General features: G+C 46.7%; 21 protein-coding genes and 1 pseudogene. 9 read left to right on the top strand and 13 right to left on the bottom strand.

Annotation, left to right across the window (positions count from 1 at the left end):
• Positions 1–183: 183 nt before the first annotated feature.
• The 4 genes from EBB54_RS01370 to EBB54_RS01355 all read left to right on the top strand — a co-directional run bounded on the left by EBB54_RS01370 (position 184) and on the right by EBB54_RS01355 (position 4,922).
• Positions 184–1,674, top strand: a complete 1,491-nt coding sequence (locus EBB54_RS01370; protein ID WP_125126040.1) for a sugar ABC transporter ATP-binding protein — start codon at positions 184–186, stop codon at positions 1,672–1,674.
• 16 nt (positions 1,675–1,690) lie between these two features.
• Positions 1,691–2,683: an ABC transporter permease gene (locus EBB54_RS01365; RefSeq protein ID WP_125126039.1), complete on the top strand. Its 993-nt coding sequence runs from the start codon at positions 1,691–1,693 to the stop codon at positions 2,681–2,683.
• A 2-nt stretch (positions 2,684–2,685) separates the two neighbouring features.
• A complete protein-coding gene (locus EBB54_RS01360) occupies positions 2,686–3,684 on the top strand; it encodes an ABC transporter permease (RefSeq protein WP_004073183.1) in 999 nt (332 codons plus the stop codon).
• Positions 3,685–3,806: 122 nt separating this feature from the next.
• Positions 3,807–4,922 carry a rhamnose ABC transporter substrate-binding protein gene (locus EBB54_RS01355; RefSeq protein WP_125126038.1) on the top strand — a complete coding sequence of 372 codons (1,116 nt, stop codon included), beginning with the start codon at positions 3,807–3,809 and terminating at the stop codon, positions 4,920–4,922.
• 98 nt (positions 4,923–5,020) lie between these two features.
• On the opposite strand, the gene EBB54_RS01350 is transcribed toward EBB54_RS01355, so the two are convergent.
• The 9 genes and pseudogenes from EBB54_RS01350 to EBB54_RS01310 form a co-directional block, all read right to left on the bottom strand.
• Positions 5,021–6,532, bottom strand: coding sequence for a hypothetical protein (locus tag EBB54_RS01350; RefSeq protein WP_125126037.1), 1,512 nt, complete (start codon positions 6,530–6,532; stop codon positions 5,021–5,023).
• Positions 6,526–7,011 (bottom strand): RNA polymerase sigma factor, encoded by a 486-nt coding sequence (locus EBB54_RS01345; RefSeq protein WP_125126036.1) that lies wholly within the window; start codon positions 7,009–7,011, stop codon positions 6,526–6,528. The genes EBB54_RS01350 and EBB54_RS01345 overlap by 7 nt, the downstream gene beginning before the upstream one ends.
• A gap of 154 nt (positions 7,012–7,165) precedes the next feature.
• Positions 7,166–7,678, bottom strand: a complete 513-nt coding sequence (locus tag EBB54_RS01340; RefSeq protein WP_125126035.1) for a EutP/PduV family microcompartment system protein — start codon at positions 7,676–7,678, stop codon at positions 7,166–7,168.
• 21 nt (positions 7,679–7,699) lie between these two features.
• Entirely contained in the window at positions 7,700–8,128 is a 429-nt protein-coding gene (locus tag EBB54_RS01335; RefSeq protein ID WP_044984891.1) for a BMC domain-containing protein, read from the bottom strand.
• A 90-nt stretch (positions 8,129–8,218) separates the two neighbouring features.
• A complete protein-coding gene (locus EBB54_RS01330) occupies positions 8,219–8,584 on the bottom strand; it encodes a BMC domain-containing protein (protein ID WP_004073193.1) in 366 nt (121 codons plus the stop codon).
• Between the two features lie 133 nt (positions 8,585–8,717).
• Positions 8,718–9,629 (bottom strand): translation initiation factor 2, encoded by a 912-nt coding sequence (locus EBB54_RS01325; RefSeq protein WP_125126034.1) that lies wholly within the window; start codon positions 9,627–9,629, stop codon positions 8,718–8,720.
• 64 nt (positions 9,630–9,693) lie between these two features.
• On the bottom strand, positions 9,694–10,158 hold the full coding sequence (locus EBB54_RS01320; RefSeq protein ID WP_125126033.1) for a DUF4869 domain-containing protein: 465 nt from the start codon (positions 10,156–10,158) through the stop codon (positions 9,694–9,696).
• Positions 10,159–10,177: 19 nt separating this feature from the next.
• A pseudogene (locus EBB54_RS32095) lies at positions 10,178–11,052 on the bottom strand (type II toxin-antitoxin system HipA family toxin).
• Positions 11,039–11,320, bottom strand: coding sequence for a helix-turn-helix domain-containing protein (locus EBB54_RS01310; protein ID WP_004073198.1), 282 nt, complete (start codon positions 11,318–11,320; stop codon positions 11,039–11,041). Before EBB54_RS01310 ends, EBB54_RS32095 begins: the two are co-directional and overlap by 14 nt.
• A 266-nt stretch (positions 11,321–11,586) precedes the next feature.
• On the opposite strand from EBB54_RS01310, the gene EBB54_RS01305 reads away from it, so the two are divergent.
• From EBB54_RS01305 to EBB54_RS01285, 5 genes are all read left to right on the top strand, one after another.
• Positions 11,587–12,198, top strand: coding sequence for a MerR family transcriptional regulator (locus EBB54_RS01305; RefSeq protein ID WP_162307055.1), 612 nt, complete (start codon positions 11,587–11,589; stop codon positions 12,196–12,198).
• Positions 12,199–12,312: 114 nt separating this feature from the next.
• Positions 12,313–13,050, top strand: coding sequence for an ABC transporter ATP-binding protein (locus tag EBB54_RS01300; RefSeq protein WP_125126031.1), 738 nt, complete (start codon positions 12,313–12,315; stop codon positions 13,048–13,050).
• A 643-nt stretch (positions 13,051–13,693) separates the two neighbouring features.
• Positions 13,694–14,350 (top strand): hypothetical protein, encoded by a 657-nt coding sequence (locus EBB54_RS01295; RefSeq protein ID WP_148099328.1) that lies wholly within the window; start codon positions 13,694–13,696, stop codon positions 14,348–14,350.
• A 103-nt stretch (positions 14,351–14,453) separates the two neighbouring features.
• Positions 14,454–15,005 (top strand): RNA polymerase sigma factor, encoded by a 552-nt coding sequence (locus EBB54_RS01290; protein WP_125126029.1) that lies wholly within the window; start codon positions 14,454–14,456, stop codon positions 15,003–15,005.
• 57 nt (positions 15,006–15,062) lie between these two features.
• Positions 15,063–16,340 carry a DUF4179 domain-containing protein gene (locus EBB54_RS01285; RefSeq protein ID WP_125126028.1) on the top strand — a complete coding sequence of 426 codons (1,278 nt, stop codon included), beginning with the start codon at positions 15,063–15,065 and terminating at the stop codon, positions 16,338–16,340.
• 151 nt (positions 16,341–16,491) lie between these two features.
• Here EBB54_RS01285 and EBB54_RS01280 read toward each other — a convergent pair whose 3' ends face one another.
• The 4 genes from EBB54_RS01280 to EBB54_RS01265 all read right to left on the bottom strand — a co-directional run bounded on the left by EBB54_RS01280 (position 16,492) and on the right by EBB54_RS01265 (position 19,916).
• Complete coding sequence (locus EBB54_RS01280) at positions 16,492–17,127, bottom strand: ABC-2 transporter permease (protein ID WP_279229985.1); 636 nt, start codon at positions 17,125–17,127, stop codon at positions 16,492–16,494.
• Positions 17,128–17,277: 150 nt separating this feature from the next.
• Positions 17,278–18,123 carry an ABC transporter ATP-binding protein gene (locus tag EBB54_RS01275; protein WP_125126026.1) on the bottom strand — a complete coding sequence of 282 codons (846 nt, stop codon included), beginning with the start codon at positions 18,121–18,123 and terminating at the stop codon, positions 17,278–17,280.
• Between the two features lie 4 nt (positions 18,124–18,127).
• Positions 18,128–18,502, bottom strand: coding sequence for a GntR family transcriptional regulator (locus EBB54_RS01270; RefSeq protein ID WP_004073214.1), 375 nt, complete (start codon positions 18,500–18,502; stop codon positions 18,128–18,130).
• 268 nt (positions 18,503–18,770) lie between these two features.
• On the bottom strand, positions 18,771–19,916 hold the full coding sequence (locus EBB54_RS01265; protein ID WP_125126025.1) for a 1-propanol dehydrogenase PduQ: 1,146 nt from the start codon (positions 19,914–19,916) through the stop codon (positions 18,771–18,773).
• Positions 19,917–19,936: the final 20 nt, after the last annotated feature.

Genomic DNA, 19,936 nt, shown 5'->3' with positions numbered 1-19,936 from the left:
CCCCTCTTGAACATTCCGGCCGTCAGTTCGGTTCTTTTCATTTTAGCAAATCCTTTTGAAAAATGCCACAAAAAAAATTTACCCTTAATCGAAAAAAATTGCTGTTTCATGTCGTGAACCGGATTGGTAGAATAAAATTATGCAGGATATCCTGTGGGATAAAAAAGAAGGAGGGTAAAGCAGGTGTCGGATTATGTTTTGGAATTAAAAGGAATTACGAAAATATTTCCCGGCGTAAAGGCATTGAACAACGTGCAGTTCCAGTTAAAAAAGGGCGAAGTTCATGCACTGATGGGTGAGAACGGTGCCGGAAAATCTACATTTATAAAAGTCATCACCGGCGTTCACAAAGCCGAAGAGGGCGAGATGTTCTTAGACGGCCGGAAAATAGATTTCAAAGGGCCCAGGGACGCGCAGGCCGCAGGAATCGCGGCCGTATACCAGCATCCTACATCCTATCCGGATCTGAGCGTCGCAGAAAATATATTCATGGGGCATGAGATCATCAAAAACGGCATGATCCAGTGGAAAAAGATGAACGAAGAAGCCACCGCGCTTTTGAACCAGTTAAATGCGGATTTCAAATCCACGGACGAGATGGGAGCGCTCAGCGTGGCGCAGCAGCAGATGGTGGAGATCGCCAAGGCGCTTTCCACCAATGCACGGATCATCATACTGGACGAGCCTACGGCCGCGTTGACCAAGAATGAATCGGAGGAGCTGTACCGGATCGTCGATAAGCTGCGGGACGACGGCGTATCCATCATCTTCATCTCCCACCGTTTTGAAGATATGTACCGCCTGGCAACCAGAGTCACCGTATTCCGGGATTCCCAGTATATCGGAACCTATGACGTAGACGGGATCACCAACGCGGATCTGATCAAAGCCATGGTGGGCCGGGAGATCAAGGACCTGTTCCCGAAACCGGAAGTCAAAATCGGCGCGGAGGTTTTGAAGGTCGAAGGTCTTTCCAGAATGGGGTATTATAAAAATGTCTCTTTCAGCGTACACGCCGGCGAGATCATCGGGCTCACCGGGCTGGTCGGAGCCGGACGGACGGAAGTGGTGGAGAGTATATGCGGCATCACCAGGCCGGATGAAGGAAAAGTATACCTGGAAGGAAAGCCGATCCAGATCAAACAGCCTTCCGACGCCATGAAGCAGGGCATCATCCTGCTCCCCGAGGACCGGCAGAAGGAAGGATTGATCATGAGCTGGGGGCTGGGAAGAAATGTGGTCCTCCCCACCATGGGCAAATACGCGAAAAACGGCTTCAACGATGAGAAAAAGGAACGGGAGATTTCCAAAGAGCTTCTGGAAGACGTGGACACCAAGGCTGTGACCATCTTTGACCCGGCCTCCTCCCTCTCCGGAGGAAACCAACAGAAGGTGGTGGTTGCCAAAGCGCTGGGACAGGAAATGAAAGTGGTCATCATGGACGAACCTACCAAGGGCGTCGATGTCGGCGCAAAGGCTGAGATCTACCAGATCATGGGCGACCTGGCGAAGAAAGGATATGCGATCATCCTGATTTCCTCCGAAATGCCGGAGATCTTAGGCATGAGCGACCGGATCATCGTCATGTGCGGCGGAAAGGTAACCGGGGAATTGAGCAGAGGCGAGGCAAGCCAGGAAGGCATCCTGGAGCTTGCCATGGAAAAATCAAAGTAAGGGGGAAACAGGGAAGATGAAAGAGAATAAATCAGTCTTAAAGAAGATTACCGATTCCCGTGAAGCGAGCCTGCTGATCGTACTGATCGTCCTTTGTATCGTGATCTCGCTGCGGAGTCCTTCTTTCATGACATTAAAATCTATTTCGGATATGTTGAAAAATAATGCGGTCATCATGATCATGACCCTGGGAATGCTGGGCGTACTGCTGATCGGCGGAATTGATATCTCCATCGCTTCCACGCTTGCGTTTTCCGGTATGTCGGTGGGTATGCTGATGAAATACGGCATGGTGCAGAATACATTCGTATTATTCCTCATTGCCATCGGGATCGGCGCTTTGTGCGGACTGCTGATCGGGCTGATCATTTCCAGAGGAAAGGTACTGCCGATCATTGCCACAATGGGCTTTATGTACATATACCGCGGGCTTGCCTACATCATTGCCAACAGCCAGTGGGCCAGCGCGGAAAACCTGGGAACCTTTAAGGACTTTGCGCTGGGAAGCGTCCTTGGAGTAAACAACGTGATCATCGTCATGGTGATCTGCTATATCATTTTCTTCATCGTGATGAAATGGACCAAGGTCGGAAGAATGGTCTACGCGGTGGGAAGCAACCGGGAGGCGGCTCAGATCTCCGGTATCAACACGGCCAATGTGGAACTGATGGTCTACACCGTGATGGGTACGCTCTCCGGACTGTGCGGCGCGCTGGCAGTGTCTATTTACTCCTCTGCACAGCCGAATATGCTCTACGGCAGAGAGATGGATGTCATCGCGGCCTGCGTCATCGGCGGCGTCAGCATGACCGGCGGCCGGGGAAGCGTAGCCGGAGCGCTCTTAGGCTCTCTGATCCTGGCGATCATCGCGAAAGCGCTTCCCCTTGTAGGAATCGAAGCGATCGCGCAGAACACGGTAAAGGGCGTCATCATCCTGGTGGTCATCGTGCTGAACGTGATCACACAGCGCGTAATGGATAAAAACAATCTGAAAGGGAGGGAGATGTAGCTATGGCTGGAAAATCCGGAAGAACGATTGCCAATGTCCCGGAGAAATCTCTGAAAAAGACATTATTCTGCTGGGAAGGCATGTTAGTCGTATTGTTTATCCTGATCAATGTTTTTTGTGCAAGTATCTCCCAAAGCTATCAGTTTGAGAATGTTTTGAGAGAAATGCCGAAGTACCTGACCGAAATGTTCCTGTTATTCCCCATGGCTTTCATCCTGGTACTCGGTGAAATTGATATCTCCGTGGGCGCAACGGTCTGCCTGTCGGCTACCATGACCTGCATGGCGTCCAACAAAGGGCTGCCCTTCGCAGCCGTGATCCTCACAGCCCTGCTTGTGGGCACTATATGCGGCCTGGTCAACGGCCTGATCCTGACAAACTTCCAGGAGCTGCCGCCTATGATCGTCACACTGGGAACCCAGATCGTATTCCGCGGGATTGCGGAAATCGCGCTGGGTAGCGGAGGATCCATTTCCCTGACCAATGCGGACGGCTTCCGTATGATCGCCGGAAAAGTCGGGATCATTCCTTACGTTTTCTTTATCGTGATCCTCATGGCCGTACTGTTCAGCGTGGTGCTGGCAAAGACCACCTTCGGACGGAGCGTATATGCCATCGGCTCCAACCGGCTGGCGGCATACTATTCCGGAATCCATGTACAGACCATCCGGCTCATCATCTATACCGTGATGGGATTCATGGCCGGGCTTGCGGCGCTGTTTCTGACGTCCGTTCTGTACGGCGCGAACACCACCACCGGAAACGGATTTGAAATGGATGCTATCGCAATGGCAGTATTCGGCGGAATCTCCACCTCCGGAGGAAAAGGAAGGCTGCTGGGCGGAATCATTTCCGGCTTCACCATCATCTGCCTGCGGATCGGCCTTGGACAGATCAACATGAACCCGCAGCTGATCCTGATCATCCTGGGAATCCTTCTGATCCTGGCGGTGCTGCTGCCGAACCTCTCGGCACGGCTGAATGTGAAGAAGAAAGCATAAGACTATTTCGGCAAAATGATGTTGTATTAAAACTTTTTTATATCACTTATTTCATGGTACCAGGTATCCGCCGGACAGGGGATACTTTGTATAAAAAATCATATTCCAGGGAGGAAAGAAGCATGAAGAAAAAATTATTAAGCGCTTTATTGTGCACAGCTATGGTTGCTACATTGGCAGTTGGATGCGGCGGCGGAAACAACGACAGCGGAAATACTGACAGCGGCAGCAGCAGCGAAGCTACGGACGATGCAGGCGGAGACGCAGAAGACGCAGGCGACGAAGGAGGAGAGAGCGGCAGCGGTACTTACGCAATCGTTACAAAGTCCGCAGGAAACCCGTTCAATGAGAAGACAGCCGACGGTTTCCAGGAAGTCATCGAAGCAGCAGGCGGCACGGCAATCGTAAAGCATCCTGAAGCTCCGACAGCGGACGCGCAGGTTTCCGTAATCCAGTCCCTGATCTCCCAGGGTGTAGACTCCATCTGTATCGCGGCAAACGATGAGAACGCGCTGCAGGCAGCTTTGGAAGAAGCAATGGACGCAGGCATCAAGGTATGCTGTGAAGATTCCAAGACCAATCCGGACAGCCGTCAGGTATTTGTAAACCAGGCAGGTGTACAGGAGATCGGACAGGCTCTGATGGATGCCGTACTTGATATCTCCGGCGGTGAAGGACAGTGGGCAGTTCTGTCTGCTACATCACAGGCAGCAAACCAGAATGCATGGATCGACGCGATGAAGGAAGTCATGGAAAGCGACGACAAGTATTCCGGACTGGAGCTGGTAGAGGTTGCTTACGGCGATGACGAGCCGCAGAAATCCACCGACCAGACACAGGCTCTGCTTGCAAAATATCCGGATCTGAAAGTCATCTGCGCTCCGACAACCGTTGGTATCAACGCGGCAGCTAAGGTTCTTCAGGATGAAAAGTCTTCCGTGAAGCTGACAGGACTTGGACTTCCGTCTGAAATGGCTGAGTACATCGGCGACGATGACGACCACTCCTGCCCCTATATGTATCTGTGGAACCCCATCGACCTTGGACGTCTTGGAGCATATACTTCCATGGCACTGGTTGACGGAACCATCACAGGCGCAGAAGGCGACAAGTTCACCGCAGGCGACATGGGCGATTATGAAATCGTTGCAGCAGATGACGGCGGTACAGAGATGATCCTGGGCGCACCGTTCAAATTCGACGCTGACAATATCGACGAGTGGAAAGACGTATATTAAAAAACAGAGGTTTCAGGAACATTTCTGAAATATAAACAGAACGAAGAACGCAGCGGTCATGCCTGCGTTCTTCGTTTTCATACCTGCCAATATGCGGATTACTGCCGTACATCCACAAGGCCGGTCTCTATCATATCCTCGTCAAATTCCATCATTCCGCCGGTTACACATACATTCAGATACATATCTTCCAGATCCGGCTCATTTACGATCCAGGCATGCCGGGTCTGAACAGATTCTCCCGGTTTTAATGCGGAAATATAATTACCGCCGTTCCCATAATCCGCATGGGGCGACCGATATTTCTGACTCCAGGCAACTCCGCTCTGCATGATATCGTCGTATGCCTGGCCGGATTCCCCGCAGGTACCGCCTCCGGCAATGTCACAGAGCCCTTCCGTATCAGAATAGGTATAGATGCGGTATTCACTGCCCTGCTCTTTCAGGAGCAGAAGGTTCCCCTGATAAAGTACGTTGTGCAGCTCCTGATCGCCGTTGTTGGTATACGTTGTTGTCACAAGCACCAGCTTCTGTCTGACCTCTTTGGTCCCCACAACTTCGTCCAGCGTATTCACCCCATCCCCCTTCTTGATATAGGATAGCTGGTTTTTCATCAACTTTCCGTCCTCTCCGACTGCATCCTTCCATTCGTCCGGGATATATTCCGCTTCCAGAAGGGACAGGTCGTCCAGAACTTCTACAGAATCCACTTTAGCCGTGATCTCCATCCCCAGCTCCGAAGCCCATACGTGATTTCCATTTAGATCCTTGCCTGCCATATCCAGCGGAAAGGCGTTTCCAACCTTATGAAGCTTTAGATCTTTTTTCAAAACGGCAGTCATCATCTCGTCTGAATCTCCGACCGGGTTCTGCTGGCTGATATATTCGCTCCAGCTCCACACTTCGGATGTATCCAGCATTTCCCCTGTCTCCTGCAGCGTGATGCCGGAAGCCACCTTATATGCGTCTTCTTGGGAGACTTCTTCGCTAATATAAAGGATCAGGATTCTGTACAGTTCCGGATAAAGCAGATAGATCCTTTGTGAAAAACCGGAGTCCATATTATAGCGCATATAAATTCCTTCATGTTCTCCAAATTCCTGCTTTTCCTTCTCCACAACATTCGTATCCGTGATGTTCAGCCCGTCGCTTTCTTCATCAAGCAGAAGTGTGCTAAATGAAATTCCGCCTGATCCCGGGCTTTCCTCAAAGTCCAGGTGGCTTTCGTCCCTCCAGCGCATCCCCTTTGGAATGTAATCCGCCTCAAGCCTGACATCCGCAATTTTTTCCGGCAGAGAAATGCTTTTCTCCTCGTCCGCGTCATGGATCACGCGGGTTTCAACACTGTATTTTCCTTTCTCTTCGATTTTCAGATGATACATACTCACCGCCGCAAACGCAGCCGTGCCGATGATCATACAGGCCGCCAGCACCGCGGCTGCTGTCCGTCTGATCGTCCATGGGCGTTCTCTCTTTCTCCTGATTCCTGCTGTTTCTCCATGGTTTTCCGTATTACTTTTGATCTGTTTTTCTACCTCATTCAGGATCATCTGATGGATAAATTCCGGCGGCTCCGGATACTGCTGTTTTAAATCTTCCAATCTCACCATTCCACCTCCATATAATTGAGTGTATTTCTAAGCTTTGCCCTTGCACGTGCCAGACGTTTCTGGACAGCGCCCTCTGATATTTCTAAAATTGCCGAAATTTCCCGGATACTAAATTCCTCCACATAATACAATGTGGTTACGATCCTCAGTTCCTCCTTCAAGCGTCTGAGCGCTTCGTACAGCGGGCCGTAATCCTTCCTCTCCGGCGCCTCCATGGCTGCTGCTTCCGGGCAAGCCTCCAGAGACACCTGCCTGCTTCCTTTGCGGAGAATATTGTAGCATTCGTTCATCAAGATCCTCATCAGCCATGTTCTGGCATACTTTTCCTGTTTCAAACCATCCACCTTTCCAAAAGCCTTGACAATTGCCTCCTGTATCGCGTCTGCGCAGTCTGCATCCTGTTTCAGGATGGACTTTGCTGTAGCGTACATTTGTTTTTCAGAAGCAAGGATCAAGGTTCCCAATTGTTCTTTCGTCACGCATTTACATCTCCCTTCCGCCGGCCGGCCTCTCATTTGTATTACATCTATTAGACGTTTCAATGACAAAAATATCCCCACTTAAATGAAAAAAAGAGACCACTGTATTCAGCAGTCTCCGCTTTTCTTTTTTTATCTTTTTCAGGCAAGTCTGTCATTCTCCGGCCAGCGGCACAGCATCCCATTCATTCAGTCCCAGTGCCTGCCTGTCTTTCGCCTGCTGCAGTGTGAGGACGGGAAGCTCCTCCGACAGATACTCCATCAACTCGTCAATCCCCTCTCTGGTCACGTTATTGATCAGAAAGATCCGTTCACACCCTGCATTAACCAGCCATTGCCTGACCATCGGAATATTGGCATAGGGCGAATCCACCTTCGTAATAATCCCTATGAGCGGACGCAGGATAAACGAACGGCCTCCAGGCCCGAACAGATTGTACGGCTCATCTGCCGCCTGAACCATCGCCACCACATCGGCCTCAAAGGAAAAGCAGGCAAGTCCTACACTAAAACACTTCGATTCCGCGTATTCCCCCGGAGAGTCGATCGTGTCCTCGCTGGTATTCGTATATTGTGTTTTTACATAATGAAGCTCTTCGCCCTTCAGCGCCTGTGTCAGAGAGGTTTTTCCCGCTTCGCTCCTGCCCATCAAAAATAATTTTTTCATAGTTTATACGATCCTGTAATCTTAATTTTTATGGACTTCGCAGGTCCGAAAGCCCAGTTCTTCACCGAAAAATCTGACCACCTCTTCCACCGCGGTCTGAACCTGTGACAAACCTCCGGTGAGGATCAGAGAACCGCAGAAGCGATCCATAAATCCAACCTGCACATCCGCGCTTTTTACCGCTATATCTGCTGCCGCCACCACCGCTTCCCATGGGGTGAAACGAATCAGGCCGATGGATTCACCGGTATGGTCTTCCCCTTCATGGACGCCGATATGCAGGGCCAGATTCTGATAGATACATGTCTCGGACGGGCTGAGCACATGTGCCAGACAAACCTCCTTGCCCGGAACCCGCACACGCGTCATGCGCAGCCGCTTTCCCTTTAGATGTTCATAATCGTTATGGAACAGCTTTTCCAGCAGTTCCTCCTTTGTAATTCGAGCCATCGCGTCACTTCCTGTCCCGTAGCTGCCTTGTAGTTCACAGATACGCCCTTGATCCTGTTCTCAGTCATCAGAGACTTTTTTGCCTCTGCCTTATCTCTTCGTAATGCCGCAGACTACATACCCCAGGGAATCCCGGAAATAGTCCACGATCTCCGTCATTGCGGAAAACACCTCCGAGATATCGCCTGTAATGATCAGCGTCCCGGTAAAACGGTCTGCGAAGCCGAGATAGACATTCCCGCTTTTCACCGCAATATCCGACGCAATGACTGCCGATTCCGGCGGTGTCATGTTCATAATCCCAATCGCAGATGAGCGGTAGTCCACCTGCGGATTTAATCCCAGTTTCTGATATATGATCGGAGCCGGACTTCCCATCACATGGGCAAAGGTAATTTCCTTGCCGGCCACGGTTTCCTGCACGATCCTGATCTGTTCCTCATGAGTACTTGCCATTGATTTGTTCCTCGCTTTCAGAAATGAACTTATTCTGTCGTATCCGTTGATTTTTCAGATACTTATCCTATTAAAAATGATACTCTCAGAGCAAAAATATGTCAAGCATAAGAGCGGGAAATCCAGGATAAACTTATAAAGCCTTGATCATATCAGATATCTGTTTAGGAAACATTTTTATAACTTTTTCAATATTTCCTTTTGTGATATAATTCGGATTGAGCTTTCTCTTACTATAAGCATATATTGTATTCTTTGTTAAATCTTCTAGCAAATGAGTAAAAAATCTTTCCCACGAGCTGTATTCCCCGCTTTCGATAAATTCTCCAGGCGCCTGCATAATTTCCCCCAATCCTTCTGCCTGTACAATCCCTGATTGTAAAATTAAGTATTCAAATGACTCTGGAGTCCAAACATGGCTTCCCTGACATAATTCCAATGCATGTATTACACTTTGCATGTCAGCGCCAAATGCCGCACCGTCTACAATTGCAAATATCCGATTTTGCCTGTTGGCAAGAATGTACTTTGCGATATTCGATTTTCCTCCTGCGGAAATACATCTCACTTCTTTCTCCCTGTAGATTGTTTCATACATCTCATAACCGGCATTGGAATCTTCTGTCAGAACAACAGACGGTTCGATTCTCTCTGCCATACCCATCTCCGGATATACCTGATGCATGGAATTATACACCTGCCTGGTATTCTGATAATAACCGCTGTTCTTAAGGTAATAAATCTCATTCACACTATACGGCAGCATATTCAGCCCGTCTCTTGCAATAAACACAAAATAGCAATTTGAATCTAACACAGTCTCTGCAAATACCTTCGAATACAAAAATCGTTCCTGTTCATCTACAAATACAACTGCATCCGCCAGTGCTTTCAACCGTATCACTGCACTCTCTGTATCTCCTGATAAGACAGCACATTTTTTGTCACATATCACTTCTGTTCCAGGTCCTGTCCTTTCGGATAAATAATCGCTTACAATCTGAACCAGAGTGGTCTTCCCTGTAGCGCTGTCTCCCTGAATCACCGTAATATTCCTGCGCAGATTTAACTCATAACGCAGCTTTTTGGTGGAGACAATCACTTTGATATTACCCTTCAAAAATCTCCACCTCCTGAAATTCTTTTAGAAAATCAACGTAGCTATGAACCACTTTTCCACTGTTTTTGATACAGATTTCAAAAGGCTCTTCAAACTCCATCTCATATCCGAGCCTGATGGTAATATCCTGTATTTTCCCAATCTCTAATATCCATTTTGCACAATTATTCCCGCAGGAAGAGGCGTTCACTATTAAAGACGGCTCTTTGTACATGATAATAAGGGCTTTCACACCGCCTGACAGTCTTTCCGGAGCGATCGCCCCAAAAACTGGACTGTCAATTGCATGCGCAGATATTACCGATGAACTGTCTACATCCAAAACCATTTCCTTCACCAGTTCATCCTCAAACCATTCTTCCTCATAGTTATATTTAAAATAGGTGTCCGGGCTAAACACATAATTCCTGTTTTCGATGTCCCTTGTGCCTCTGTTGAAAATGATGTTCAGCATAATTTCTGCCCTCCGAAAGTCATAACTTCCATAAACAACCGCATGATAAATACCTCCCCAGCATCTGTTTCACCTTCTCCAAAATCTCCTGCGCAGCGGCTTCACAGTACCTTTTCCCCAGCCCAGCCGCTGTTCCCACTGCCAGGATTTCTCTGATTCCCGGAGAAGCCCCTTCTCCGTCCACGGTTGTGGTATGCTCACCATAATATGTCGTACTGTAAGTCAGATCGTATGCCGGACTCAGCCGCCAGCAATCTTTCTCTTCATCATAAAGAAACGAAAAATTTTTCGAATGGTCGTCCCGGTTGTGGGCAAACACATTGAAACACATCCTGCGGAACATATTCTGCATATCTTCCTGGTTATTTCTTGTTAAAATTTTTGTCAGCTTCATTAGGCTGTGATAATCCAGACTCGGCTGCTCAAAATCCAGTTCCAGCAATGCGGCCGCTGTCAGCATATGAATTTTTTTCGTTTCACCCGCACCGTCCGTCCTCACCCTGTCAAATCGCTTTGTTCCAAAGTATCCGCTGCCACCTGTATTTCCGGCTGATAGGTCAATGCCCCCATTCCGGAACTCCCGACAATTGCCAGCCGGTCCAGTATATCCATCTGATCCGCATTGATCCCCTTTTTCTTTAAAAGCCTGTTCAATAGAATATTTCCCCACGCATCCGGCAGGCTGTCCGCAAATACGCCGAACAGGCCGTGAAAATAGTCTTTTTGAGGGATGAATACCTGTTTTTTCAGAGGAAGGGAAAACGGACTGATGGAAAAACCGTCCTTCAGCCATTCGTCTGCATACTCGAATGCCGCCTTTTTCTCCGGTGTAAGGGCCAGTGTACCTGCCAGCCTGCCTTGATACAGCACCTTAAGATATCTATCTGCCTTCACGAATAACCTCCTCTATATTCCGATATGGAATCTGTGTAAACATATTTCGGATCTCGTCCCCGCAGTCAAGCGCAACCGCAAGCTTTGTCAGGGAAAGCAGGGAAATCTTTCCTGTCGTTTCAAAACGCTTGATTGACCCAAAACTGACTCCGCTCATCTGGCTCAGCTTTTCCTGTGAAACTAAACGACGTTTCCGAATCCTTCGTATTCTCTGCGCCAGGAGCAGATCCATCTCTTCCGGCGTCTCCCATACATATTCTGCCGCCATCTTGTTACAGCTCTCCTTTGCATATACAGTTTCTTTTCAGTATAGATAATATATGATCTATTTTATGCATTTTTCCATAAAAACAGCTCATATATTATCTATTTTTATTATACACTTTTCCAATATTTTATTCAACGGCCCAGGCAAAATTCTTTTGTATAAGGTGTTTCCATCAAATCCAATGCAGCATTCTTTCGAATCATTTGTGAGTTTGCAAAAAGCCTGATATAATAAAGAAAAACAAATCACGAAAGAAGGAGCCGCCTGTGAAAATAAAAGAAGTAGAAAATCAAACTGGAATCACCAGTCATAATATTCGTTTTTATGAAAAAGAGCATCTGATCTTTCCGCAAAGAAATCCCATGAATGGTTACCGTGAATACACCGATGCTGATGTAAAGCTGCTAAATCGAATAAAACTGCTGAGAATACTGGACATTTCTGTTTCAGAGATTCGTGAATGTATACAAGGCAGAAAAAATTTATCAGATGTTCTGAGAATACATATGGATGACCTCAAAACCGAGGAGCAAAGAATCAGACAAAATCAACTCTTATGTGAACAGCTTGCCGGTCTGGAATTAGATATAAACGAAGTGCCGGACAACCTGTTAAAACAAATATTTCATAATAAAGAGGCTTACTGCAGACAATTAGAGCAGCTAAAAAAGCAGGATCGCATAAAGAGTCTTATTTTTCTTTCCAGGCAGTCAATCTGCATTTTAGGATGGCTGTTTGTCATGATCCTGTGTTTGTATTTTTATTTCGAGCTTTTTACTGCTTATATGACTTTGCCGTTTCAGTTGATTGCACTTTCTATGATAATCGTTGTGTTCGTCTGCATGATCCGGATAATATATTACAACGAAAAGGCATAGGTCTTTAGATTATGTTATTATTCACAGTAACTAGATTATACAGAAAATCTTTCTTTTTTCTTGACCTTAAACCTTGTCTAAGGTGTAAGATCAAACAAAAAAGGAGGAGTTACAATGCACGTTAAGGTGGAGAATATCAATTTTTCTTATACAGAATTGCCTGTCCTGCAAAATGTAAGTTTTCAAATTCAAAGTGGTACAATAACAGGTCTGATTGGTTCCAATGGTTCCGGCAAAACGACCATGCTGAAAATAATGATCAAAAAATTAACACCATCCAGTGGAAATATTTTGGTAAACCAAAGCCCTGTATCCACTTTGTCAAATACGAATCATCCGTTTGCATTTGTGCCGGATACACCTGTATATTATGAAGAGCTTACCGTTTTGGAACATTTGCAGTTTGTAAAAGCGCTGTATCCGCAAAATCCTCTTTCCATTCAAGGTCTGATCAAACAATTAGAGTTACAGAAGCATCTGCACAAAATCCCCTGCGCCCTGTCAAAGGGGAATCTGCAAAAGCTTATGATTGCACTTGCGCTGCTGCGTCAATATGAAATATTTTTGGCAGACGAACCCTTCACAGGGCTTGATCCCCGACAACTCCATATATTTAAGCAGATTCTGCAGAAATTAACGCATCAGCATAAAGCCATACTCATTTCAACTCACTTGCTGGATCTGGCAGAAGCCATCTGCGGCAGATTTGTTTTTCTCCACAACGGGCAGGTTCTTGCGGAGGGCAGTAAAGAAGAAATCACTGCGCAGTACCATGTGAGCGATGCAGTTTCATTAGAAGAACTTTACCTGCACCTGACAGATCGCTGTACATCCGATACAGTCAAACCGTGATTCTGATAAAATGAAGGAGGCATGAAACATGTATATCTATAAAATGTTGTGTCTGAACAGGCTGCGGGAGTGCAAAAGAATGGTAAGCAATCTTTTATTACCCTCTCTGTTTTTCGTTTTCTTCACCGGTTATATCTTGTTCCTATTTACTGCTTTCGCTGTTCCTGCAATCGGAGACATAGAGGACTTCCGGCCTCAGATCTATGACGGCCTGATTTCCGCTCTGGCAGTATATTCTTTTTGCTGCTGTTTTTTCAGGGTTAAGCCTCTTATTATTGTAAAGCCCGCTTCTATTTTCCTGTTTTGTGAAAAAAGGCTGAAAAAACTGATCGGAATAAAATTTATCGGAATCGCGTGCAGGCAGTTTTTACTGGCCCTGTTCCTTGCATTGTGTATAAATGGGGTAAATTGGAACCGTGATTTTGCATACACCCTGTTTTCTGTTTTATATTTATTAAATTCCGTAGGATTGCTCCGATGGAAAATCTATCACAAAAACAGAAAAACCTTATTTGATTTTGGTATCTTGCTTTTATTATATTTATCCGTTTTTTTCGTCTGGATACATCCCTTCTTGTCCGGTATTGCTTTTTTGCTGTGGTGTTTCATGCTGTACCGCTATTTGCTCACACTTCATCTGAATATGGAAAAGTACGAAGATGAAATGCAGTTTATTGAAAAAATACATACTGCACAAAACAATCATAATACGGTTTTATTAAATCAATACGCAAAAGAAAAAAAGCTCCGCAATCTTCCTGTTCGAAAAAATGCACCGAAACTGCTGGCCAGATTTCCCCTGGTCTGGAAAGCAGGAACCTCCATTTACAGATTAAGCAGGGAATTTATTTTAACCGGATTGCTCTTCTTTACATTCAGTCTGACCATCTGCCGGGTTGAACTATTTTGGACGATCCCGATTTTGGATCAGGAATCGACACGTCAGCTTCTGCTGACCGGAAGTATCTTTGCGGTATTTCAACTGACTCTTCGAAGTATGCTGCTGCAGTTGGACAGCATTCTTGAAAAAGCACAGGACGGCCTGTTGATTCCATTATCAGAAAAGCAGATCGCAGTACAGTTTGCCGTGATTCCAATGATCGTAATTGCAGGGGAGGGGATGCTGCTGTCCTTGATTCTGCATGCCGATATATTCCGAATTTTGGCCGTATGCATCATCCTGGCTGCAGCAACTGTTCTGATTTTTTGGTTTGATATCATGCATAAGGAACTATTATCAAAAGGATATTTTATTTTGAGTACTATATTTTTCATCTCTTCTCTGATGATTTCTTTATAAGCCGGTCAAGCCAATTAATTCAAAAAATATGAAACCTTTTCCCCCTTTATTTTATCTTAATATGTGTAATGCTGCAGCAGCAAAGACGAAAGGAGCGGTATACATGAATCATTCGCTGATTGAGCAGGCCCAGAGCGGCGACGGTGAGGCGCTGATCACGCTGATCGAAAACAACAAACAGGAAATGTTCCGTATTGCGTTCGGAATTTTAAAAAACGCCCCGGACGCGGCCGATGCCATCCAGGACACGGCGCTGACCTGCTATGAAAAAATAAGCACATTGAAAAATCCTTCCGTATTCAAAGCCTGGATGTTTAAGATCCTGATAAACCACTGCCGCAGAATCCTCAAAGAACGGCATAAACTGGCATCAATCCAGGAACTGCGGGAGCACGATGAGAACCCCGGCCCGGAAAAAGAGGTGACAGACAATCTTGAATTTTCCAGGCTGATGGAGCAGATCGACGCAAAATACCGGCTCGTACTGCTTTTATACTATGCGGAGGAATTTAGCGTCAAAGAGATCGCCGAGCTCCTGGGTCTGAACGAAAATACAATCAAAACCAGGCTTTCCAGGGGCAGGGATCTGTACAGAAGGCTTTATTTACAAGAAATGACCTATTCCGAATCCAGGCAGGCAATGCCCCGCAGATAACAGGCAGAAAGTCCATTTTCTATGCAAATTGGTTACAAAAATTTGGAGGTGTAATTAATGAATTTAGAACAAAAAATGAAACAGGAGCTTTGCCGGGAGCTGGTCATTCCCGATGCGGTAGATGAAAAGCTGAACGAAGCATATCGGCAGATTTTGAGCCGCAGGCCCCAAAAGGAACGTACCGTGAAGCAAAATACAGAGCAAATAAGTGCAGAACAAACAAACACAGCGCATACACGGCAGGGAAAGCGGCGGATGGCAGCATGGGCCGCAGCAGCTGCGGCAGCCGTGATTACAATAAGTGCCGGCGGTCTGCTTTTCAGCCAGCCGGCACTTGCAAGGGATCTTCCGATTATAGGAAATCTCTTTAAAAAAATCCAGGAAACCAACATCCGTACAGATCCAAAGGACAAAACCGCATATGAAGAGATTGAAAAATATTCGAAAAAAGCAGAAGCTCCGCAAAGTGATACAGACGGAAGCTCCGCAAAATCTGGCAGTGATACAGACACTGGTTCCGCAAAATCCGGAGTCAATGCAAACGGCAGCAGTACGGAGCCTGGAACCATTGCCGATGACAGCGGTGTAGAGGTTATGATTTCCGATGTATACTTTGACGGCTATGACCTGTACTATACACTTTCCATACGGACAGAAGACGAAGAATTGAACAGCTCTGAGTTCCTTACTCCGCTAAACTTTATAGAGGGAGATCCGCTTCCCTTCTTTGCTCCGGCCTTCATAAACGGAACAGAGGTGACATCTGTATTCATGCAGCCTCGGAAAAGCGATGACGGCTCTTTTGTCCAGCTTGTACGCATTTCCATGGATTCCGCGGGCCTCACTTCCGCGGATACCCTGGAAGTCAGACTGGATTTTAACGCAGTCGGAGGCACAAGGCTGGAAGATATCGGCACCTATAAAGGGGCGTACCATGAGGCGATGGGGCATAAGACCATACGCGGAAACTGGAAGCTGGCCTTTCGTACATCCGCAGACCCGTCCGGCAGCAGAAGCTTGAGCAGTCCGTCAAAGAACCAGGGCTTCACCGTCACAAAGGCCGCTGCCACCCCCAGCTGTCTCCACCTTACAATCCTTGTCCCCTTCGGACGGGACACCCATGCGCTGGTTCCTCAGATTTTTGATTCCGCCGGCGCAAAGGTTGAATGGGAGCATATTTCTTACGCATCCGATGAGACAACCGGACAGCCCCTTTTGGAGATCACTGCAAATGCAGCGGAAGCTTCTCAATTTGTGGTAAAAATCGTGGATAAGACTGCCGGCACCGACAATGCGCCCCAAGTGATCGCGGAAATTCCGTTTGAACTGCAGTGATGTTTTTTCACGGGACTGACGGTCCATACCGTTTTTTCCCTGATTCCCAAGGAAAAGGGAATCCCTTGTACTTTATGCCTTTCTCAAAGTCCTAAAATACAAGGGGATTCTCTCTTTCCTCCGGATATCCGGCCGTTTCACACGGTTCACTTTATACTAAGTCCTTCCCGTCAAATATCTTTTTCGAGATTTCAAAAGAAATGATCCAAACTGCCAATCCGGCGGCAAACAATATTATAGCTGAAGTCCCTGTATTGGAACGGCGCAAATGCCCGAAGCTTTCAAACAGCAGCATCTGTTTCATTGCACTTGCAGCAAAAGGATACAGATAAAACAAAGAGCATAAGTATCTTGTTTTTTCATAACCAAATTTGTACTGTATCGGCAGGAAAATTCCCATCCCAATCGCCTGGGAGAGAAAAACAAACGCCGCGGATTGAACGAAGGATTCCACCCTGAGTTCCGGAATGAATTTCATTTCAGCGAACGACACAATACAGCAGAACAGATAGATTATAATGTATAAGATGTATTTTGCCGCAACCACCCTATTCCTCATATATGGGGTAGACGAAAGTAGAGCAGTCGCTTTTGGATATTGATTTTCCTTTCCCGAAACCGCCAGGTTAAAGGATAGTGAGGCAATCAAAGTCGCTATCAAAAGTCCTGTCATTCCGCCCATTTGCGGCTGCCTGTTTGCGATTATCAGAGGGATTCCGACTGCAATTGCAATTTCTGCCAAAACATATCCTTTTATAATCATGATGTCTTTTTTTACCAATGTCATTATCATTTTGATTCACGCTCCTTTGAATCTGCTTGTTGTATACCACGCCCAACCTGCACAGTTGCTTCATTGCCTGTCTGTGAAAAATATGCCGGCTGTGCGGTTGGACAGGTGCCGTTTCCATGTCATTTACTTATACGATTCTTTACGCTACTTTATATATGCAAGCATAATATCCTCTATTGCAGCTCTTTCGATCAAAACCTCCGGATATGCTGCTTTGATTTTTTCAGCTTTGTCCGTAATGCCGGTAAAACCATAATTACTTTTGTCAAAATTCAGCATGAAGGGCTGTATATCCGGCAGCAGTTTTACATCGCCTTTAACGATTCTGAATTTCTCCAGCAGCGCATCTTTATTCTCTTCAAACAAAATAGTTCCTGCATGTATCATGATCAGCATATCCGCGGATTGATCTAAATCTGTCGTGTTGTGCGTGGAATAAAAGACAGCCCTGCTTCCCGCCTCCATATATGTTTTCAAAATGCGGATAAACTGCTTCCGCATAAAGGGATCGAGTCCGCTTGTGGGCTCATCCATAATCAGCAGCTCTGCGTTGTGCGACAAAGCAAGTGCAAGAGCGTATTTCATTTTCATGCCTTTTGACAGCATTCCTATGATATGTTCCTTCTGCAGAGAAAACATATCTAAATACTCTTGATACGCACGCTGATTCCACTCAGAATATGAGGGCGCAATCAATGAGGTCATCTCCTGAATCGTCAGCTCATCATAAAAGCTGCTGCTGTCAAAAACAACACCGATTTTATCCTTGAACAGTCTTTCGTCTGCAGAAATATCTTTTCCGCGAAATGTGATCGTTCCTGCCTCTCTGCGGACCAGATTCAGCAGAGAATAAATGGTTGTGCTTTTTCCCGCGCCGTTTGCACCTATAAAGCCTGTGATACAGTCCTCCTGAATTGTAAAACTGATATCGTTCAGTTCAAAATTGCCGTAACTCTTTCTCAATCCGGAAACCTCTAAAATTGATGCCATGTAGTCATACCTCCTCATAAAGAATATCCATCATTGCATTCAGTTCTTCCTTAGTGATATCCAGTGCTTTTGCGGTCTGTATCATATCCTGCATTTTCTGCTCTACAAGGCGGCGTCTGGAATCTCTGAGCAGTTCAATATTACTTGCAGATACAAAGGTCCCGATACCAACCTGGCTTATCACAAACCCTTCTTGTTCCAGTTCTTCATAGACCCGTCTTATCGTCAGGACACTGACTTTCAAATCATTGGCAAATGCACGGATCGAGGGAAGCGGATCATTTTCAACCAACTCTTCTTTCAGGATAGCATCCTTAATCTGGTCTTTGATCTGTTGATACAATGGGATGTCAGAAGTGTTCGAGATTAATATTTTCAATGGTCCTGTCTCCTCTTTTAATGTGATGCATCTATATGCACACTATACACTATATACACTTATATGTCAATAGAATTTTCTATAATAAAAGCCGCAGACCTCTTTCATCAGAAATCTGCGGCTTTCAATACCATATTCTTGCTGTTCTAATTCCACACAGTCATTTAAAAGTTTGCTCACACCATAGGGATGTAAATATTTCGGACATATTTTAAAAGCTGCAGCCGCATCTGCTCACATACGAAGCAGACACGATTGCAGCTAAGCTTCACCACAATGCTTCATAAATTTTCATAATATCCGCCTTGCTCGGCACCCGCGGGTTTGTGGCGGTACAGCCGTCGGCCAGCGCGGCATCTGCCATACGGTCGATGGCGGCAAAATATTCTTCTTTGGATATCTTCTCCATCTGGGAGATGGACAGCGGGATATCCATTTCCTTCATCATGAACTGCACCCAGTTCACCAGGGAGCGCACGGTCATGATTTTATTATAGCTGCTCAGGCCCAGAATCTGCGCCACGGTGGAGTAACGCTTTACCGCAGGCAGATAGTCCGTCTGGCTTTTGCTGTGCTTATTGATATCACTGTTAAACTCAATGATATGCGGAAGCAGCATGGCATTGGCCCGCCCGTGGGGGATATGGAAGGTAGCGCCCAGTTGGTGCGCCATCCCGTGGTTCAGCCCCAATGATGCGGAGTTAAATGCCAGACCTGCCAGGCAGGAAGCCGAGTGCATCTTCTGTCTGGCGTGGGTATCGCTGCCGTCTAAGTATGCCCGAAGCAGGAACACGCCGCAGATCTCGATGGATTTTTCCGCCAGAGCCGTGGAAAAATCGTTCCGATTCGTACTCACGCAGGCTTCCAGCGCATGGGTAAATACATCCATCCCCGTATCCGCCGTCACCGCAGGCGGCACGCTTTTCACCAGCTCCGCGTCCAGAATCGCCTCATCCGGCGTCATATCCCGGGATACCAGCGGATACTTTCTCTGTTCTTTCGGATCTGAAACCACCGCAAAGGAAGTCACTTCCGAGCCCGTCCCGCTGGTCGTTGGGATTGCGATCAGCCCAACCTCCCCATAGCGGTCAACCCGCAGCGCAAATTCCCGGATAGACTTGGAGGAGTCAATGGCAGAGCCGCCGCCCACCGCCACAATCACGTCGGGCCTGTATTCCAGCATTTTTTTCACGCCTTCGGAAATCTTTTCGATGGGCGGATCCGGAACCACATCCTGGAAAATCTCAAATTCCTTGCGGCCCTTTTTCAGAGGATCGGTTACCAGATTGATCATACTGCTCTGAGCCATGAACGGATCCGTGATGACCAGCACCCGCTGGTAGGGAATTTCCGAGAGCCGGTCCAGCGCCTGGTCGCCGAAATATATTTTTGTCTTTATATCAAAACTTTTCATTTGACCGAATCATCCTGTCG

This window comes from Schaedlerella arabinosiphila, assembly GCF_003885045.1.
Lineage (GTDB): Bacteria > Bacillota > Clostridia > Lachnospirales > Lachnospiraceae > Schaedlerella > Schaedlerella arabinosiphila.
This window is presented reverse-complemented; position numbering and strand designations above follow the sequence as displayed.

Excerpts from the sequence above, each read along its gene's own strand:
- EBB54_RS01265 (WP_125126025.1), bottom strand. The coding sequence starts at position 19,916 with ATGAAAAGTTTTGATATAAAGACAAAAATATATTTCGGCGACCAGGCG.
- EBB54_RS01365 (WP_125126039.1), top strand. The coding sequence starts at position 1,691 with ATGAAAGAGAATAAATCAGTCTTAAAGAAGATTACCGATTCCCGTGAA.
- EBB54_RS01350 (WP_125126037.1), bottom strand. The coding sequence starts at position 6,532 with ATGGTGAGATTGGAAGATTTAAAACAGCAGTATCCGGAGCCGCCGGAA.
- EBB54_RS01275 (WP_125126026.1), bottom strand. The coding sequence starts at position 18,123 with ATGGCATCAATTTTAGAGGTTTCCGGATTGAGAAAGAGTTACGGCAAT.
- EBB54_RS01320 (WP_125126033.1), bottom strand. The coding sequence starts at position 10,158 with ATGCTGAACATCATTTTCAACAGAGGCACAAGGGACATCGAAAACAGG.
- EBB54_RS01295 (WP_148099328.1), top strand. The coding sequence starts at position 13,694 with ATGGAAAAGTACGAAGATGAAATGCAGTTTATTGAAAAAATACATACT.
- EBB54_RS01290 (WP_125126029.1), top strand. The coding sequence starts at position 14,454 with ATGAATCATTCGCTGATTGAGCAGGCCCAGAGCGGCGACGGTGAGGCG.
- EBB54_RS01360 (WP_004073183.1), top strand. The coding sequence starts at position 2,686 with ATGGCTGGAAAATCCGGAAGAACGATTGCCAATGTCCCGGAGAAATCT.
- EBB54_RS01280 (WP_279229985.1), bottom strand. The coding sequence starts at position 17,127 with ATGACATTGGTAAAAAAAGACATCATGATTATAAAAGGATATGTTTTG.
- EBB54_RS01310 (WP_004073198.1), bottom strand. The coding sequence starts at position 11,320 with ATGGCGGCAGAATATGTATGGGAGACGCCGGAAGAGATGGATCTGCTC.
- EBB54_RS01335 (WP_044984891.1), bottom strand. The coding sequence starts at position 8,128 with ATGGCTCGAATTACAAAGGAGGAACTGCTGGAAAAGCTGTTCCATAAC.
- EBB54_RS01340 (WP_125126035.1), bottom strand. The coding sequence starts at position 7,678 with ATGAAAAAATTATTTTTGATGGGCAGGAGCGAAGCGGGAAAAACCTCT.
- EBB54_RS01300 (WP_125126031.1), top strand. The coding sequence starts at position 12,313 with ATGCACGTTAAGGTGGAGAATATCAATTTTTCTTATACAGAATTGCCT.
- EBB54_RS01330 (WP_004073193.1), bottom strand. The coding sequence starts at position 8,584 with ATGGCAAGTACTCATGAGGAACAGATCAGGATCGTGCAGGAAACCGTG.
- EBB54_RS01285 (WP_125126028.1), top strand. The coding sequence starts at position 15,063 with ATGAATTTAGAACAAAAAATGAAACAGGAGCTTTGCCGGGAGCTGGTC.
- EBB54_RS01355 (WP_125126038.1), top strand. The coding sequence starts at position 3,807 with ATGAAGAAAAAATTATTAAGCGCTTTATTGTGCACAGCTATGGTTGCT.